Annotated in this window: 14 protein-coding genes and 1 pseudogene; 7 read left to right on the top strand and 8 right to left on the bottom strand. The window is 62.9% G+C overall.

All coding sequences use genetic code 11. From position 1 onward, the window contains the following. The first annotated feature begins 4 nt into the window (after positions 1 to 4). Positions 5 to 622: an acetyltransferase gene (locus ACQUSW_RS11560; protein ID WP_428932451.1), complete on the top strand. Its 618-nt coding sequence runs from the start codon at positions 5 to 7 to the stop codon at positions 620 to 622. On the opposite strand, the pseudogene ACQUSW_RS11555 reads toward ACQUSW_RS11560, so the two are convergent. Continuing rightward, positions 570 to 914, bottom strand: a pseudogene (locus ACQUSW_RS11555) (transposase); the annotation flags it as partial. The gene ACQUSW_RS11560 and the pseudogene ACQUSW_RS11555 sit on opposite strands and share 53 nt — an antisense overlap. Before the next feature lie 160 nt (positions 915 to 1,074). Next, on the bottom strand, positions 1,075 to 1,773 hold the full coding sequence (locus tag ACQUSW_RS11550; RefSeq protein WP_428932450.1) for a helix-turn-helix transcriptional regulator: 699 nt from the start codon (positions 1,771 to 1,773) through the stop codon (positions 1,075 to 1,077). A 73-nt stretch (positions 1,774 to 1,846) separates the two neighbouring features. On the opposite strand from ACQUSW_RS11550, the gene ACQUSW_RS11545 reads away from it, so the two are divergent. Continuing rightward, on the top strand, positions 1,847 to 2,542 hold the full coding sequence (locus ACQUSW_RS11545; protein WP_428932449.1) for an alpha/beta fold hydrolase: 696 nt from the start codon (positions 1,847 to 1,849) through the stop codon (positions 2,540 to 2,542). Then, a complete protein-coding gene (locus ACQUSW_RS11540) occupies positions 2,529 to 2,681 on the top strand; it encodes a hypothetical protein (protein ID WP_428932448.1) in 153 nt (50 codons plus the stop codon). Before ACQUSW_RS11545 ends, ACQUSW_RS11540 begins: the two co-directional genes overlap by 14 nt. Positions 2,682 to 2,793: 112 nt before the next feature. Here the strand turns inward: ACQUSW_RS11540 and ACQUSW_RS11535 are convergent, their stop codons facing one another. Further along, on the bottom strand, positions 2,794 to 5,418 hold the full coding sequence (locus ACQUSW_RS11535) for a LamG-like jellyroll fold domain-containing protein (RefSeq protein ID WP_428932447.1): 2,625 nt from the start codon (positions 5,416 to 5,418) through the stop codon (positions 2,794 to 2,796). 206 nt (positions 5,419 to 5,624) lie between these two features. On the opposite strand from ACQUSW_RS11535, the gene ACQUSW_RS11530 reads away from it, so the two are divergent. Next, entirely contained in the window at positions 5,625 to 6,191 is a 567-nt protein-coding gene (locus tag ACQUSW_RS11530) for a hypothetical protein (protein ID WP_428932446.1), read from the top strand. Here the strand turns inward: ACQUSW_RS11530 and ACQUSW_RS11525 are convergent. Further along, positions 6,186 to 7,115: a LysR substrate-binding domain-containing protein gene (locus tag ACQUSW_RS11525; protein WP_428932445.1), complete on the bottom strand. Its 930-nt coding sequence runs from the start codon at positions 7,113 to 7,115 to the stop codon at positions 6,186 to 6,188. The genes ACQUSW_RS11530 and ACQUSW_RS11525 overlap by 6 nt on opposite strands. Positions 7,116 to 7,306: 191 nt before the next feature. Here ACQUSW_RS11525 and ACQUSW_RS11520 point away from each other — a divergent pair, with 191 nt between their 5' ends. The 3 genes from ACQUSW_RS11520 to rocD all read left to right on the top strand — a co-directional run bounded on the left by ACQUSW_RS11520 (position 7,307) and on the right by rocD (position 13,311). Beyond that, complete coding sequence (locus ACQUSW_RS11520) at positions 7,307 to 11,002, top strand: proline dehydrogenase family protein (RefSeq protein ID WP_428932444.1); 3,696 nt, start codon at positions 7,307 to 7,309, stop codon at positions 11,000 to 11,002. A gap of 210 nt (positions 11,003 to 11,212) precedes the next feature. Then, positions 11,213 to 12,100: a dimethylargininase gene (ddaH, locus tag ACQUSW_RS11515; RefSeq protein WP_428932443.1), complete on the top strand. Its 888-nt coding sequence runs from the start codon at positions 11,213 to 11,215 to the stop codon at positions 12,098 to 12,100. After that, positions 12,100 to 13,311 (top strand): ornithine--oxo-acid transaminase, encoded by a 1,212-nt coding sequence (rocD, locus tag ACQUSW_RS11510; RefSeq protein WP_428932497.1) that lies wholly within the window; start codon positions 12,100 to 12,102, stop codon positions 13,309 to 13,311. The genes ddaH and rocD overlap by 1 nt, the downstream gene beginning before the upstream one ends. Here the strand turns inward: rocD and ACQUSW_RS11505 are convergent. The 4 genes from ACQUSW_RS11505 to ACQUSW_RS11490 all read right to left on the bottom strand — a co-directional run bounded on the left by ACQUSW_RS11505 (position 13,308) and on the right by ACQUSW_RS11490 (position 17,500). Next, positions 13,308 to 14,498 (bottom strand): multidrug effflux MFS transporter, encoded by a 1,191-nt coding sequence (locus ACQUSW_RS11505; protein WP_428932442.1) that lies wholly within the window; start codon positions 14,496 to 14,498, stop codon positions 13,308 to 13,310. The genes rocD and ACQUSW_RS11505 overlap by 4 nt on opposite strands. Positions 14,499 to 14,571: 73 nt before the next feature. Continuing rightward, positions 14,572 to 15,828, bottom strand: a complete 1,257-nt coding sequence (locus ACQUSW_RS11500; protein WP_428932441.1) for a four-carbon acid sugar kinase family protein — start codon at positions 15,826 to 15,828, stop codon at positions 14,572 to 14,574. Further along, entirely contained in the window at positions 15,825 to 16,712 is an 888-nt protein-coding gene (locus ACQUSW_RS11495) for an NAD(P)-dependent oxidoreductase (RefSeq protein ID WP_428932440.1), read from the bottom strand. Before ACQUSW_RS11495 ends, ACQUSW_RS11500 begins: the two co-directional genes overlap by 4 nt. Before the next feature lie 89 nt (positions 16,713 to 16,801). Continuing rightward, positions 16,802 to 17,500 (bottom strand): FadR/GntR family transcriptional regulator, encoded by a 699-nt coding sequence (locus tag ACQUSW_RS11490; protein WP_428932439.1) that lies wholly within the window; start codon positions 17,498 to 17,500, stop codon positions 16,802 to 16,804. Between the last annotated feature and the right edge of the window lie 5 nt (positions 17,501 to 17,505).

Below are 17,505 nucleotides of genomic sequence, written 5' to 3'. Positions count from 1 at the left end.
ATGGGTGCAGCGTGAGCAGATGGTAGTGCGTTCCGACGATGCGAGGCTTTCGGAGCTCGAGGCGGCCGGGTGGGTAGTTGTTGCGCGCTCCTGGGCCGCACAGCTGACCGCGTCGCGCGTCGACGTCCATGCACTCTCGACCTTGGTTCAGCGCGGCCGCCGTCATGGTGACATTCGCGAGATCGGCGACGCAGATCTCGCGTCGGTTCTCGCGCTGGACGCGGCGACGCTGGCTGATTATCCGGGTGGAGCGGCGACCCAGCACAACCCCCTGACGAGGTCGAGCGCTCGCGTGACACCAGTGAGACGAGGCTTTGGCGCTTTTGGTGATTCCGCTCGGGCCGTTGCAGTCACTTTCGTTGACGTCGACGGGAATCATGCTGAGACCGACTTCACTGTGGTGGCCGCAGAGTTTCGGGGACTTGGCGTCGGCTCGGCCGTGAAAGCGGCCTCGGTGCTGGCCCTTCTTCGCGATGGCGTCGAGGTCTTCCGAACCGGAGGTGCTGCGGAGAACAGTGCCATTTTCGCTTCCAACATCAGCCTCGGGTATGAGATCGACGAGGATTGGGTCACTCTCTTGTCGCCTCCAGGAGTAGTCGAGACCACGCAAGCACAGCGTTGAGGACGACGGCGGCGCGGTAAACGACCGCGTGTTTGTCGTAGCGGGTGGCGCGCCCGCGCCACTGCTTGATGGTGCAGTAGTTGCGTTCGATCACGTTTCGGTTCCCGTGGTCGACAGCGTCCAAACCGACGGGCCTGCCGTCTCGGGAACCGCGACGCTTGCGATGCCCTTTCTGGTCGTCGGGTTCCGGGATCACGGCCTTGATCCCACGAGAGCGCAAGTGAGCGCGGATCGCGCGGGACGAGTGCGCCTTATCGCCACGGAACGCGTCGGGACGAATGCGTGGCCGGCCCGGACGCGGGAGCAGATCCTTGATCAGCGACCACTGAGCATCCGACAGAACTTCAAACCGCGACACCACTCAAGACCCCCAGCCGAACGCCGAAACAATTGTCAGACACGCCCTCGCTGTCTACTTACCGGAATGGCTGAGACGAGGTTGATTGAGGCAGTCAGTCATTACGACCATGGACGGGCCTGGCGTGCATTGGGGGTTCGCCGACTTCTTGAATGGTGTGACCCCTGCAGGCTGTCATGGTTACGGTGGCGCGTTCGATGCGGGACACGGCGAACCATCGCATCGCGTCGCGGAGGAGACACCATCCGATCAGGTACCACTGGCAGTTTGTGGAAGCAAACAGCACCGGTTCAACATCGCGGGTGGTCGTGGTGCCGTCGCGCGACGTGTAGCGAATGCGGAGCACTTTTTGCTCGGTCATTGCAGTTTCGATTGCTGACCGGGTGGCGCGGGAAGAAGATGGTGGAGAGTTGACCCAGAGTCGGTGGGCAAGCTCGTCGGCCCGCTTTCGAGTTTTGGGGTCGAGGACGTCCATGATTTTCCGGACGCCGGCTCTAGCCAGATCGGCGTAGGGTGCATCGGCCGAGACTGAGACTGCCACCATGAGCGCTACGGCCTGCGTCGGGGACAGGCTGACGGGAGGTAGGAATGCGCTCTTAGCTAGCCCGTACCCGCCACCCGGGCCGGGGCGAGACCAGATCGACGCTCCGCTGTTTTCTAAAGCATCAATGTCGCGTTTGATGGTGCGAACCGACACTTCGAACTCTCGCGCCAGCCGCTCGGCCGAGACTCCCCGCGCGCCGCTGCGCCGAAGCATCTCCGATATGGCGTGCAGTCGTTCGGCTCGCTTCACCGCTCACGCCTCCTCAAATTCATGTCATAAATAGTGACACACTCTTGTCCATTAGGGGTGGGAGGCTTCTCTTATGACAACAGCAAATGACAGGCGAACCGTCGTTCTCATCCCTGGCCATTGGTTGGGTGCTTGGGCCTGGGACGAGGTCGCCACGCACCTCGATGCAGATCGAGGGCGCGTAGTCGCGATGACGTTGCCGGGTCTCGACAGAGACGACGTAGACCGCGCGCTAAAGACCATCGATGACCAGGTAGCAGCGATTCGCGACGTGATTGCTGAGCAGGGCGACGAGCCTGTGGTTCTCGTCGCGCACAGCGGCGCTAACCTCCCCGTCAGTGTCGTTCTTGATCGGTACCCCGAGTTGGTCGCCTGGGTGGTGTGGGTCGACTCTGGACCCGCGGCCGATGGCACCGCGTTCGCCCCCGAGTTTCCGGACGAGCTTCACGATTTGCCCCTGCCGTCGTTCGATGACCTTGGGCGGCAGGCGAGCATAGAAGGACTGAGCGCCGAAATGCTCGGACGCTTCCGTGCGAAGGCTGTTCCCCAGCCTGCTCCTGTGCTTCGCCAACCTATCGAGCTCACGAACAACGCGCGCCACGGCATCCCGACGACCCTGGTGTGCTGCTCGATCTCAGGCAAGCAAGTGATGGAGCTGGTTGACGCGGGTCACCCCGTGTTTGCTGAGATCGCGAACTTCACAAGCGTTGATGTCGTCGACCTTCCCACCGGGCACTGGCCCATGTGGAGCAGNGATGGAGCTGGTTGACGCGGGTCACCCCGTGTTTGCTGAGATCGCGAACTTCACAAGCGTTGATGTCGTCGACCTTCCCACCGGGCACTGGCCCATGTGGAGCAGACCGCACGACCTCGCCGAGACCATCCGGGCAGCGTCGCACACCGACTGAGCTGCACTCGTACCCTAACGCGTACCCGCACAAGAACGCCAGAGGGCCGGATGCTGGTCGCCTAGCGCCAGCATCCGGCCCTCTGTTTTTACTTATACCGCGGTGTAGCTATTTATGCTTCGTTGCGGTTGAGTCGTGCGCGGCGGCGAAGCACCAAGCCGATTCCGGATGCTGCGAGACCGAGCGCTGCGAGCACAGCGAGGGGGCCAGCCGCGCCACCGGTCGTTGCGAGGTTGTCGTCGCCGGGGTTGGTTTGCTCGTCGGAGTCGGAGTCGGAGTCGCCGGAGTCACCCGCGTCGCCCTCACCCGAACCGTTCCCGTCGTCCTCGCCATCGTCCTCGCCCTCACCCGAGCCGCCGGCGCCACCGTCGCCCTCGCCCGAGCCGCCGTCGCCACCGTCACCCGGTTCTTCGGTTTCGGCCACGAGCACGGTGATAACTGTGCTGTTACCGTCGCGTGAGCCGAGCGCCTGTACGATGGTCAGTTCGTTTTCGCCGGGGGCTGCCAGGTTCGTGTCGAGGGGCAGGGTCCACTTGCCTTCGTCGTCAACAGTGGTGGTTGCGGCGTCCTCGGCATTTTCTACCCGGATGCTGGCCCCCGGGTATCCGGTGCCGGTAATGGTGACGCTGCCGTCGATATCGACGAGGGGTGCGGTGAGGTCGGTCGTGATGCCGAAGTTGGGTCCGTCGGTGTCGATGTTGACGCGGTTGTAGAGGAACTCGTCGGTGTCGAGCGGGCGGTCGACGATGCGGGTTTCTCCGATGCAGCCGTGCCAGCCCTGGCTGGGTTCGGCGTTCCAGAGTGATGCGCCGAGGATCCAGGGGGCGTCGGCGACCGACATCATGCCGCCCACATTGGCGCCGTTGCGCAGCACGGGTACGCCGTCGACGTACATGGTTGCGGCGTCGCGTTCGGGGTCATTGACGATCGCAACGTGGTGCCAGGAGGCGGGCATGATCTCGCCCGACCACAGGGTGTATGAGCGTGCGCTGCGGGTGTCGGCGGCCGAGAACTGGTATTCACGCAGGTTCGAGATGCCGAGCCATGCTGTTCCGGCACCCGGGTCGGCATTGTCGTGGATGCCTGCTTCGCTGCGTATTCCGCCGCGTGTGAGCGCTGCTGACCAGCGGTTTTGTGCTTCGGTCCAGTCTTCTGACAGCTGCACGAAGGTTTCGATCGTGTAGCCCGATTGGTCTGTGAATTCAGCGTTGGTGACGGGTGAGCCTTCACCGGTGGTGAGATACGAGAGGCGGCTGGGGCCTCCTGCCGCGTCGCGGCCCACGTTGGCGAAGCAGACGGCGCCGGCATCGGCCGAGTAGAACGCACTGTTGTCGTGGTCGATGGCCATGTCGTCCCACTCTTCGGGGGCGGCGGTGTCGTCGATGTGAGGACGGTGCAGTGGGTTGTCGCCTGCGGCGTCGGGGATCACTGTGTCGTCCATCACGGTTCCGGCATCAACGTCGCCGAAGCGCCAGTGTGCGAGCGTGCCGTCAACAATGGGGTAGTCGGCGGCGTTACCGGCCGGCACGAGTGCCGAGCCGATCATGTCGCCATCCCAGCCCTCTGAGACGATCTGTTTTGCGAGCTCCGAGAGGTCGGGGCCGTCTTCTTCGGCCGGGTCGAGGGTCCAACCGAAGCGTTCGTCGAAGTCGAGTTCAAGGCTGAACGACTGGCCGGGGCCGGTGAGCACGGGTGTGTCGCTGGACGTCAGTGATTCGGCGTGCTTCAGCGGCACCCACGGCGAAACGGTTTCGACATCGATGCGGTTGTTGCTGAGATCGAACTCGAACAGCGTCATAATGCCGTTGCCGCCGTCGGCCGACATTTGGTAGTCGGTGAGCACCTGGTGCACCGGGTTACCGAAGTCGTTGAGGCGGGTTTGTGAGGTGGCACCGTGGAAGTGGCCGTTGACGGTGAGGATGATCTGGTCGTTGCCGCGAACCAGGTTCTCCCACAGCTCTTCACCCCACCACCAGGATGCTGCTGTCTGCTGGTCGTCGCCGATGCTGATGATGGCGTGCGACGAGAGTACAACAGGGGTATTCGGGTGGGCGTCGAGGATGCCCTGCGCCCAATCGAACGTTTCATCCGAGGCGTTCCAGGCGAGCGCGAGCGACATCCACGTGCGGCCCTCTGCCTCGAAGAGGTATGCCGACGACAGGCCGTCTTCGAACGTATCAATCAGGGTTTCACCGGCCTGCGCAGCCAGCGTTTCAGCACCAAAACGCGCCAGATAGTTGCGCGAGTTATCGGGGTTCGAGCGGCCGCCCGAGTTCATCACATCGTGGTTGCCAGGCACGATCGAGTACGGCATGTTGCCGTCGCTAAGAATGCGCATCGCCTGCTCGGCAGCATCCCATTCGCCCTGCACACCCTGCTGGTCAACAACGTCGCCCACGTGCACCGTGAACGGCATGTTCAGCTGGTCTTGGTTCTCGACGATCCACTGTGTCTGCACTTCAAAAGGGTTCGTGCCGTAGTTAGGCATGAACTGCGATGCGCTGTACCGCGAATAGAACTGCGTATCGGGCAGTATCGGCAAAATAAAGCTCGATACGGCATCGCCGTCAGCAGCCGCAAGCGCTTCGTGGGGGAGTGTGCTGGCGGGGGCGGCGTGTGCGGCCGTACCTGCCGAAAGAGCGATCGCTGCTGCGGCGGTCAGTGCGGTGGCAGCAAGGCAGCGACGGTGGCGGCGGAACGCAGCATCCGGGGCAGGAGTCTGCAGGGGCGGGGTCATGTGTGGTGTGTCCTTTCACTGTGCACGAGAGGTGCCGTGCGAAAGGGGAGCGTAATCAGCGCAGGGGCGTGCCGGGCAAACGATAGGTAAACGCCGAGTGGCGCGGTGGCAGACGCCAGGTGGTGTGCACAAAAAATGAGCAAAGCGGTAAGCAGATAGCATCGTTTACGCGTACGTTTGTGGTTTTGCGGCATCCGGAGGTCGTTGTGTCTTTTGTTCCCCCGCCCCCGCCTTCGTCGGCGCCGACACCGGATGCTGCAGGTAGCGACCGGATTGTGCCTGCCTATCCCGACCCCACATACGAGTCACAGCTGCCGCCGTACGCGCGCGCCAATTACCCATTTTCAGGAAGCCACGCTGGATTGGGTGGCGGGGCGCAGGCACCCGGGCAGGCACCCGGGCAGGCACCGTATGGGCAGGCGCAGTATGGGCACACCGCACCCGGACAGGCCCCCGCGCAGCAGGTCTATGTTCCGGGCCCGCAGAGTTACCCGCTTTCATCTGGCCAGTACTCACCGTATGGGCACGTGCCCCAGCCTGAGGGCAGTAAAGCCATCGCTGTTACCGGTTTTGTGTTGGCTCTGGTGGCTTTCTTTTTGGGGTTCTTTCCGGTCGTCGGTCTTGTACTGGCAATAACAGCGTTGGGCTTTAGCATCGCGGGCGCGGTCAAGCCCCACGGCCGAAGCCTTGCGGTCGCCGGAATTATCATTTCGGTGCTTCCGCTCATTGCATCGATCACGATTCTTATCGCGATCTCTGTCTTTCAGTCATGACCATGGATGGGTTGTGGATGTTGCGCCGGTGTCGACAGCCTGTTGGCGCTGAGTAAATGCCTGCTGCAGTGCCTGCAGTACTGTCCGGATGCTGTTGCGCGCCACCGATGACGACCGCTGCGTGGTAAATATTTCGCGGGTGGGGTTACCCGGCAGGTCGAGCAGACGCACGGTGCGGGCGCTGTCGTTCCATACGAGGTCGGGGAGTAGGCCGACGGCGCGACCGGCGGCGATAAGACGCACTTGAGTGGTGAGGTCGGCGACCTCGAAGCGGACATCGGGTTCGAAGCCGGCGGCGCGGCACTGCTGTACCGACCAGCGTCGTGCTGCGGTGCCTCGAGGTTCGAGCACCCAGGGGACGTTGTGCAGATCGCTGAGGGTCTGGGCAGCAGATTCGGGTGGTAGCGCGAGGCGAATCGGGTCGTCGCCGAGCGATTGGCGAACAAGTTGTGCGCCCAGTTGGCGGGCGTGGCCGGGGTATTGTTCGGCGACAACAATGTCGTAGCCGCGCGCGGCGAGTTCAAACAGTGCTTCTTCGGGCGGTACTTCGGCGGCTTCTACGCGCAGCTGGGGTTCGTGTTCGGCCACGATGGTGAGGGCTGTGGGTAAGAGCGACTGCGCTGCGGTTTGCATAACAGCCACGCGCACGGGGGCTGCAAGCGCCTGGAGTGATTCAAGTTCTGCGCGGGCTTCTTCGTTGAGGGCGAGCATGCGTTCGGCGTGGGCTGCGAGAGACTGCCCGGATGCCGTGAGTCGAACTCTGCGCCCATCGGGCACAAACAGTGTGACTCCGGCCTCTTTTTCTAGCAGTGATAGTTGCTGCGAAACAGTGGAGGGGCTATAAGAAAGTGCCTCGGCGACCGAGGCGAGCGTGCCGCGCAGTGCAAGCTCACGGAGCAGGCGCAAACGCCGAAGTTCAAACACCGTACACCCATCGATAAAAGCGAACTGTATCAATCATATCTGCTCACTTTTGCCGAACAGTTTTTGGGGGCATGCTAGACACAGCGGCATGCACACGTGCCGCGGAAGAGCACCCACGATGCCGCATCAGGCATCGACACGTCGACGCACGGTTGTCGACGTGCACAGAGACATGAAGGACAACGAGGCCCATGCCCAGCATGCTGTCGGAGGAAACCCGCGCCCGCGCCCAAAAAGCCATTGAACTGACCCAGAAGTGGGTTGTTGAAGAAGCAGAATTTGATGCCGACCCGGCAGGGGAGCGCCTTGCCGGTGTACTGCAAGACAAGAACGGTTTGCCGTTTACGCTCGGCTTTGTTGACGGAGTCATGCGGCCCGAGAGCCTGTCGGCAGCCGCCAACAATCTCAACCGTGTCGCACCGCTCGTGCCGGAGTTCTTGCCCTGGTACCTGCGTGGTGCTGTTCGCGTAGGAGGCTCTGTTGCCCCGGTGCTGCCATCGCCGGTCGTTCCGATCGCTCGCCGTGTACTGCGCGAAATGGTGGGGCACCTGATCGTTGATGCCCGCCCGCACAAGCTCGGGCCTGCCATCACCAAGATTCGTGAGAGTGGTGCGCGCCTCAACCTCAACCTGCTGGGCGAGGCCGTGCTGGGCGAAGAAGAAGCGCGTCGTCGCCTCGAAGGCATTCACGAGCTCATTCGCCGTGACGACGTCGACTACGTCTCGGTCAAGGTCTCGGCCATTCTCAGCCGTATTTCTATGTGGGCTCTCGATGAGGTTATTGACACGGTTGTCGAGCGCCTCATGCCGCTGTATTTGACCGCCGCCAGCAACGGCACGTTCATTAACCTCGACATGGAGGAATACCGCGATCTCGACCTGACGATCGCCGTGTTTACCCGCATTCTCGAAGACCCGCGTCTGCAGAACCTCGAGGCAGGGATCGTGCTGCAGGCCTATCTGCCCGATGCCCTTCCCGCCCTGCGAGAGTTGACCGCATGGGCGCGTAACCGTGTTGACCACGGCGGAGCCCGTATCAAGGTGCGTCTGGTGAAGGGCGCGAACCTTGCCATGGAGCACGTTGATGCCGCCATGCACGGGTGGACGGTGGCCACCTATGACCGCAAGGTTGACTCCGACGCGAACTATTTACGCTGCCTGGATGAAGCACTGCACCCCGAGAACACCCGTGCCGTGCGCATCGGTATCGCCGGACACAACCTGTTCGACATCGCCTACTCGTGGGAGCTTGCAGGCGACCGCGACATCAATCGCACGGGCCCCGACGCCGACATCGAGTACGAAATGCTGCTGGGTATGGCGCAGGCACAGGTACAGGCGGTTAGCCGCGACGTCGGTCCTGTCTTGCTGTATGTTCCGGTGGTCAAGCCTGCCGAATTCGATGTGGCCATCAGCTATCTTGTACGCCGGTTGGAAGAAAACGCTTCGCAAGAAAACTTCTTGTCAGCAGCCTTCCAACTGGGCGAGGTGCCCGACCTGTTCGACCGCGAATGTCAGCGCTTCGTCGATTCGCTGGAGCGTTCGGTCGACCCGGCACTCCACATCGGCCCGCGCCGCACACAGAACCGTCTCGCACCGGTGCACGAGTCAACAGCGCGCACCAGCATCACGCACGACGACAGCGAAGAAGGTATGACGCGTGCCGTGCTCGACCTCGACGACAGCGACGCGCCCTATGTTGAAACCGCTGTCTACGACGCACGCGAAGAGACACCGGATGCCACAGGCCTACCGGCATCCGTCAACCCGGCCACCGCTGGTGCCCCCGGTTTTAGCAACACTCCCGACAGTGACCCGGCCCTGCCGATTAACCGCGAATGGGCAAACGGTATTCTCGCGCGCATCGCCGACTCCACACTCGGCAATGAGGTGCTCGAACAGGCACGTATCGACGACGAAGACACCCTCAATGCCACGGTGAGCAGCGTCCGCCACGCGGCAACAGCATGGGGTGCTCGACCCGCGGCAGAGCGCGCCGAGGTTCTTATGCGCGCAGCCGCCATGCTTGAAGCGCGCCGGGCAGAACTCATCGAAGTGGCCGGATCAGAAACCGGCAAGGTGCTCTCCGAAGCCGACATTGAGGTGAGCGAGGCCATCGACTTCGCGAATTACTACGGAGCAAAAGCCCGCGAACTCGACAGCATTGCCGGTGCCGCCTTTGTGCCAGCCCAGCTGACTGTTATCGCACCTCCGTGGAACTTCGCGCTCGCGATTCCCGCCGGTGGCGTGCTGGCAGCGCTCGCCGCCGGATCGGGCGTGGTGTTTAAACCCGCACCGCAGGCGCGGCGCTGTGCCGCGGTTATTGCCGAGGCTCTGTGGGATGCCGGTGTTCCCCGTGAGGTGCTGGCCTTTGTTGATATTGAAGAGGGAGAGCTCGGCAAGCAGCTGATTGCACATCCCGATGTCGACCGGGTCATTCTTACCGGCGCATGGGACACCGCGGCGCTCTTCCGCAGCTGGCGTCACGACCTGCCGATTTTGGCCGAAACCAGCGGTAAAAACGCGATGGTTATTATGCCCTCGGCTGACCTCGACCTGGCCGCGGCTGATCTGGTCCGCAGCGCTTTTGGCCATGCAGGGCAGAAGTGTTCGGCAGCGTCGCTGGCGATTGTTGTGGGCCCCGTTGCCCGCTCTGAACGCTTCCAGCGGCAGGTTGTCGATGCTGCGCGCTCGTTGAAGGTGGGCTGGCCCACAGACCCGAGTGTTGAGGTGGGGCCTGTTATTGAACCACCGCAGGGCAAACTCAAGTGGGCGCTGACCGAGCTTGCAGAAGGCGAGAAGTGGTTGCTCAAGCCCGAGCCGCTGGGCGACGACGAAGGGCGACTGTGGAGCCCCGGAATCCGTACGGGCGTGAAGCCGGGTTCGCGTTTTCACCGCGAAGAGTTCTTCGGCCCGGTGCTGGGCATTATGCATGCCCCCACCCTGGCAAAAGCGATCGAGATGCAAAACGCCGTCGACTATGGCCTCACCGCAGGCCTTTACACGCAAAACCCCGACGACCTGGCACAGTGGCTCGACACGGTGCAGGCCGGCAACCTGTATGTCAACCGCGGTATTACCGGTGCCATCGTGCAGCGCCAGCCCTTCGGTGGGTGGAAGCGTTCATCGGTGGGTCCCGGCACAAAAGCCGGTGGGCCTAACTATCTGATCGGGCTCGGCTCGTGGCGGGCAACCGCCGGTGGCGCCCAGTCGAGCACACTGCACCTGCGGGGTCTGGACACCCGTATCACCTCGGTGATCGAGGCAGCACAGCCCTCGCTCGACTTCGATGGCTTTGAGTGGCTGCGCCGCTCAGCACTCACTGACGCTCTCGTCTGGGATCGTGAGTTTGGGCGCGTGCGTGATGTTTCGCAGCTGGGTGTCGAGCGCAACCTGTTCCGCTACCGTCCCGTACCGGTGCAGCTGCGCGCCACCACCGGTGCCGAACTACCGCAGGTGCTGCGGATGGTCATTGCCGGGGTGCGGGCAGGATCACCTTTTGCTCTGTCAGCAGCAGAAGGGTTGCCGGCAGGCATCCGGCACATGCTGGGCGAACTCGACATTCCTGTCTATGTCGAAACCGACCAGCAGTGGACGCAGCGCATTGCCCAGCGTGCACACACCGCAGCCGACGCTGCTCTCGATGCCCGTGCCGCAGCTATCGCGGGTGCATCGCGTGTGCGTCTTATCGGACCAGCCGAGCAGGTCGCGCAAGCGCACAAAGCTCTGGCGCAGGCCGTCGCAGGCGACCCTGATCTGGCCGTCTACGACAACGAGGTGACATCGGCAGGGCGCATCGAACTGCTCCCGTTCGTGCATGAACAGTCGATCACCATCACAGCCCACCGGTTCGGTAACCCCGACCCGTGGTCAGCCGACGTCATCTAACGTCGGCGCGCCCCCTCCTTCGTGCTCTTGGGAGGGGGCGCATTCTTTTTGCGACTCTGATAACAAGCTGTGGTTCTTAACGCGCCCGGGTGAGACAATGGCAGTGGCGTGCCCGTGTCGCATCTTCCTCGCCCCTCGTTCTGAGCCGCGAGTTGAAGTTCCGCCGGGCCCCTGGACAGCGTCCGCCGCCACCTTTCACAAGGAGCACGAATGACGACGCCAGCAACCAGCACTGTTCCCGTCACCACTGAAGCACCTGTTCGAACCGCCCACCGCCGCCGCTACCTCATGTGTAAGCCCGAGCACTTTACGGTCAGCTACACCATTAACCCGTGGATGGAACCTGCCAACCCCACCAACACAGCGAAGGCCGTTGCGCAGTGGCAAGAGCTGTACGACCTGTATCAAAAGCTGGGTCATGAGGTCGAGCTGATTGAACCGCTGCCCGGTTTTCCTGACATGGTGTACACCGCCAACGGTGGTTTTGTTATTGGCGGGCGCGCCTATGTGCCCAGGTTCCGTTTTGAACAGCGCGGTGGCGAAGCACCCGCCTTTGCCGACTGGTTTCGCAGCCACGGTTTCGACACGGTCGAGCCGCGCGAGGTCAACGAGGGCGAAGGTGACTTTCTGCTCGTCGGCGACGTGATTCTTGCCGGAACCGGATTTCGTTCCACGGGCGACAGCCACCGCGAGGTTGGCGAAGTGTTTGGTCGTGAAGTGGTGTCGCTCAATCTTGTTGACCCGCGTTTTTATCACCTCGACACGGCCATCGCCGTGCTCGACCCCGTTGAAGGTGTTGCCCAGGGCGGACCCGAACACGCAACCATCGCTTACCTGCCGCACGCTTTCGACGAACCCAGCCGCCGCATTCTGCACGAGCGTTTTCCGGATGCCATTCTGGCTTCAGAAGCCGACGGCGAAGTCTTTGGCATGAACGCTGCCAGCGACGGCTACAACGTGATCATTTCGCCGCGCGCAACAGGTTTTGCACAGCAGCTTCGCGAACGCGGCTATAACCCGATCGGCGTCGACCTGTCAGAACTCTTGCTGGGCGGGGGCGGGATCAAATGCTGCACCCTTGAACTGCGCGGTGCATGATGACAACCACGACAGAGCAACCGGATGCTACTGAACCCCACGTTGCCGAGAATTATCTACCGCTGCCCGTGACCATCGCTCACGGCGAAGGCGCATGGGTGACCGATAGCGACGGCAAACGGTATTTAGACATGCTGGCCGCGTATTCGGCAGTGAACTTTGGCCACAGGCATCCGGATCTTGTGGCAGCTGCCGAAGCACAGTTACAGCGCATAACCCTCACCAGTCGGGCTTTTCGTAGTGACCAGCTCGAACCGTTTGCGAACACGCTGGCACAGCTGTGCAAAAAAGAACTCGTACTGCCCATGAACACCGGTGCCGAAGCCGTAGAAACGGGAATCAAAACGGCGCGTGCCTGGGGGTATCGGGTGAAAGGTGTGGCTGCCGACCGCGCCCGCATTATTGTGGCCAAGGGTAATTTTCATGGTCGCACGACCACCATCGTCGGATTTAGCGACGACCCGGTAGCACGCCAAGACTTCGGGCCCTTCGCGCCCGGATTCGACGCCGTCGCCTACGGTGATGTCGACGCTGTCCGTGCTGCCATCACCCCCGATACCGTCGCCGTGCTCATCGAACCCGTGCAGGGCGAGGCGGGCGTTATCGTGCCGCCGGAAGGGTATTTGCGCGGCATCCGGCAGCTATGCGATGAACATAACGTGCTGTTCATCGCCGACGAAATTCAGTCGGGCCTGGGCCGCTGCGGCAGCACCTTCGCGTGCGACCGCGAAGACGTAGTACCCGACCTGTATCTGCTGGGCAAAGCACTCGGTGGTGGGATCGTGCCCGTATCGGCCGTCGTTGGCAACCGCGACGTGCTGGGCGTTATTCGCCCCGGTGAACACGGCTCAACATTCGGCGGCAACCCCTTAGCCGCAGCCATCGGACACCGTGTTGTGCAGATGCTGCACACCGGCCGCTACCAAGAACGCGCCCAACTGCTGGGCGAACACCTCGAACAACAACTGCAAGCCCTCATCGGCCACGGTATTACCGAGGTGCGGGCCGTGGGCCTCTGGGTAGGAATCGACATCGACCCCGCGATCGGTACCGGCCGCGATATTGCCGTGCGCCTGCTCGAGCGCGGCGTGCTCGTTAAAGACACCCACGGCCAGACCATTCGCATGGCACCACCGCTTGTCGTACGCCCCACCGAACTCGACTGGGCCGTCGAACAACTCCGCCTCGTACTCGACGCGGCGAGAGGTTAGGCGTCTGCCCTCTCACGCAGAGTACTCGCGCTCGCCAGGGCCAGCGCGAGTACGAGGGCGACGAGCATAGTGGCACCCATGACGAGGGCGCTCACCCCCGAGCCCGAAACAAGAGGGGGTACCACGGCTCCGGCAAGAAAAGGCAGCATGCCGATGATGGCCGAAGCTGAACCCGCGCCGTGTGTGATGTGGGCGAGCGAGAGAGCCGTAAGAATGGGGCCGTTAAAGCCGTGCAGCGCGATCGCGATAAAGAGCGGGATCAGTATCCACACGAGCGCGAGGCCTGCCATGGCTGCGGCGACCATGGCTGCTGTTGCCACGGTTGCGACAGTGAGTGCCACCATCATGACACGCTGGGGTCGGATGCTGCCTGCCAGGCGCCGGTTGATTTGTGCGCAGGCGACGATGCCGCAGGGGTTAATAGCAAAGATCACGGCAAACATTTGTGGCGATACGGCGTATTCGCTCTGGAACACAAAAGAAGCCATTTGCACATAGGTGAGCAGGGCGGTGAATGCGAACATCATGGTGATGGCTGCCAGCATGAATGGACCGTTACGAAGAGCTTCGGCCAGGCCGCGAAAGTCGTTGCCGATGCTGCCGGTCACCCGGTGTTCGCGCCGATGGGTTTCGGGCACGAAGATGATCGCGATGATGAGCTGCGCTGCGCCAACGGCAGCAAGGCCGAGAAACACTCCTCGCCAGTCGGTGAACAGCGCCAGAAACCCGCCGCCCAGGGGCGCAAGAATGGGAGCCGCGCCCGCAATGGCTGCCAAAGTTGAGTAGCCACGGGTTGCTGCCGGGCCCGAATAAAGATCGTGCACAACAGCGCGAGCAATCACCAGACCCGCCGAACCGCATAGTCCTTGAATCAGCCGGATGACGATGAGGGTCTCGATGGTGGGTGCAGCAGCACACAGCACGGCGGTGACGGTAAAGGCGCTGACGGCAATAATGAGCGGCCAGCGTCGGCCAAACCGGTCGCTGACCGGCCCCCACACGAGCTGTCCGAATGCGAGGCCGATCATGCACGCGCTCATGGTGAACTGTGCGAGGGCATCGCTCGTGGCCAAATCGGCCTGTAGTTCGGGCAGCGACGGCAGATACAGGTCCATCGAAATCGGCCCGAAAGCCGAGAGCGCTCCCAGGGCTAGCAGCAGCCCTCGGCGCTGACCGAGTGATGTCATAGCGGCATCCTTAGAAGTGGATTCTGTATCCAACAATGCCACACGTGTGCGTTATCGGTGAGACACCGGCGCACTAGTGCTGCGGAACCGGGGCCTGCACGGCCGTCAAGGCATCGACGATTGTGGCAGGATCGCCCACATTGCCCGGCACGACAACGTAGGTGATCGCAGTGCCCTCAGGCGTCGCAAGATCCCACACCGAAACCCCCGTGAGTACCTGGCCTCGCACATGGGCGCGATCAGCGCCCAGTCCGATACGCGCAACATCGGCCGAGGTGATACCGCCCTTCGACACCACCGTGGCAACAGAATTGCGAACCTCAGCAACAACGCGGGTGAGGGTGTCCATAACGCGCTCGCCGTGTTCGAGGGTGTTGTGTTCGGCTCTGCGATGTCGGTCCGAGGCGACGGCGGCGTAGCCGCTATCGGTCAGCTGCGTGGTCAACAGTTCGGTGAGCCGCTGCGCCTCGACACGGGTGTCGGCCAGTGCTGCCTCGGTGTTAACGGTGACAGCTTCACCCCACTGCAGGGCAGCCTGGTTGAGCTGCCGTGTGGCACCCTCGGTGTGTGATCCACATACGAGCAGGGTTGCCGCCGATGCCTCGGTAACCGGGTGTGGCAGCAGCCCGCTGCTTTCTACGCCCGCGATGGCTGCCGCCAGGGGTGAGGCCGACCGCACCACAACGCTTGCCCCCGCCTCCCACGCCTGCCGGATGGCGTCGGCAGCGAGTCGAATGTCGTCGTCGGTCTCGGCGTCGGGTAGCACAACCGTTCCGGGAGCCACCGAGCCCAGCACATTACGCAGTGCACCGCTGCGCACCTGCGCGAGAGGCACCGTCTGTGTGGGGCGCGAGCTGCGTGCAGCCACGTATTCGGGTAGATACCCCGAGTCGAAAGGAAACACCGGGTCGTCGGCGTATTCGCTGTCGTGAGCAGGAATGTTCTTGCCGTCGAGGTGCACATAGTGCATGCCGTCGATGGTGGTGCGTCCGCCCTGCGGAAAAGCAGGCAGAAACACCACCACATCGTTGGAGGTGGCAAACACTTCGGTTTCGGCAAATACGTGTCCGCGCAGCGTGGAGTCTCCGCGCAGCACAATCTGAATCGGCTCGCCCAGTTCTTCTGCGGCTTGATCGCGGTCATTCCGGATGCTGGTGAGCAGCCGCACGGCTTCCGCTTCGTCGACCGCGCGTGTATTGGTCAGCACATAGGCGGCGTCGTGGTTGCGCAGCGTCTCGGCAATAATGTCGGCATCCCAGCGCAGCAGCACCGTGACGTCGGAGGCGGACTGTGTGCCGGTGGGGTCGTCGTCGAGAATGAGGCACTTCACTGTGATTGCTCCTGCGGGTGTGTGTAGGTTTCGATCACGCGCGAGTCGTCGCGGCGGGCAAGCCCTGCCGCTGCTGCCGCCGTAAAACGTTCCTGCGCAATATCGAGCAGGGGAGTGGCTGCGTCTGCGTCGCGCGCTGCCGTGGCAACGAGCCCGGCGTCTTTGACGAAGATGCTGATCTGGCTGGCGACCTCAACCTCAGTGCCTTCGAGCATGCGAGGCCCGCGGTCCGAGAGCATCCATGAGCCTGCTGCGCCCGACTCGAGCAGCGGCAGAATCTCCGCCGGATCAAGCCCGAGCTTTTCGGTGAGTGCGAGGGCCTCTGCTGCCGCAACAATGTGCACCGAGCACAGGTGCTGATTAACAACCTTCACGGCCTGGCCGCGCCCCGGTGCATCGCCCACTGTGCGCACCACGCCCATGGCGCTGAGTGCCGGTGTCACCAACGCGACGGCTTCCGGGTCGCCCGATGTGAAGATGGTGAGTTCGCCGGTGCGGGCGCGGGCAACACCGCCGGTCACGGGGGCGTCGACAACACGCGCACCTGTTTCAGCGAGGCGCGTGGCTGCGGCCGTAACGGCTTCGGGGCCGACCGTGCTCATAATCACCCACGTTGCTGGACGGCCTGAAAGGGTTGCCGCGGCGTCGTCAATGAGCGTTTCGAGTTGATCGGGCGTTGCCACCATCACGATCACAATGTCGGGTGCCTCAACGTCACTCAGAGCACCGACCATGGCGACCCCGGCGGTGCGAGCACGCTCTTGCGCGGCCGGAAAGGGGTCAACGCCCGTGGTTGGAAAGTCGGCGGCGATAAGCCGCTGCGCCATCGGCAGCCCGATCGCGCCAGCGCCGACAAAAGCAATGGTGGGTAGTGCAGCGGGCACGCGGCCTCCGAAAAGCAGTAACAATGAATTGGTTAGACCAATTCATTGTGATCGTAAATCCCGCTCCCCGCAAGGCCAATGCTGTCGCGCTACTGCACAACTGGTAGGGCGAGCCACAGGGCAAAATGCTGGCGCATGGCTTGCCGGGCGGCATCCGGGTTCTGGCGTGCGATGGCGTCGACAATGTCGTGATGCACCTGGTCGGCGGCGCGGATGCCATCGGAGCGGGGTTGTTCTACCTCGACCGCGGCGAGTCGGCGGCTGCGAATAGTGTCGTGTAACACATGACTGAGGCCCTCGTGCAAGAGGTGCAGCACGGGGTTGTGCACCATGTGTTGCAGGCGGCGGTGAAACGACACGTCGGCGTCGAGCGCCGCCTCGTGGTCATCACGTTGTGCGGCGTCAATCATACGCTGCGCATCGGCACGCAGCGCAGCAACGGCGGCCGGGGTTGCCGTGAGCGCCGCCGCTGCTGCCGCCGACTCTTCGAGTACTTCGCGGGCCTGCGCAAACTGCTGCTGTTCCAGGTGGCCGAGCTGTTGCGCTATGGCAAAGTAGCTGCGCACAAATGCGTCATCCGGTGTGCCAATAAACGTGCCGCGGCCCTGCGTGCGGTGCAAAAACCCGAGGGTTTCGAGCACCGCAAGCTGTTCGCGCAGCGCACCCCGGCTCACCCCCAACCGTTCGCAGAGTTCACGTTCGGGCGGAAGCCTGCGGGCTCCGGATGCTGCATCCGGCACCGCCAACTCTAAAAGCTGCCCGACCATGCGCTCGAGAGAATCGTTCACCGTGA

The sequence above is a fragment of the Microbacterium luticellae genome (genome assembly GCF_050408645.1).
Classification (GTDB): domain Bacteria; phylum Actinomycetota; class Actinomycetes; order Actinomycetales; family Microbacteriaceae; genus Microbacterium.
Note: the sequence above shows the minus strand (reverse complement) of the source record. Positions and strands in the feature narration are given on the sequence as shown.

Coding starts and splice junctions, on each gene's coding strand:
- ddaH (WP_428932443.1), top strand. CDS start 11,213: ATGACGACGCCAGCAACCAGCACTGTTCCCGTCACCACTGAAGCACCT.
- ACQUSW_RS11540 (WP_428932448.1), top strand. CDS start 2,529: ATGGAGCTGGTTGACGCGGGTCACCCCGTGTTTGCTGAGATCGCGAAC.
- ACQUSW_RS11535 (WP_428932447.1), bottom strand. CDS start 5,418: ATGACCCCGCCCCTGCAGACTCCTGCCCCGGATGCTGCGTTCCGCCGC.
- rocD (WP_428932497.1), top strand. CDS start 12,100: ATGACAACCACGACAGAGCAACCGGATGCTACTGAACCCCACGTTGCC.
- ACQUSW_RS11520 (WP_428932444.1), top strand. CDS start 7,307: ATGCCCAGCATGCTGTCGGAGGAAACCCGCGCCCGCGCCCAAAAAGCC.
- ACQUSW_RS11505 (WP_428932442.1), bottom strand. CDS start 14,498: ATGACATCACTCGGTCAGCGCCGAGGGCTGCTGCTAGCCCTGGGAGCG.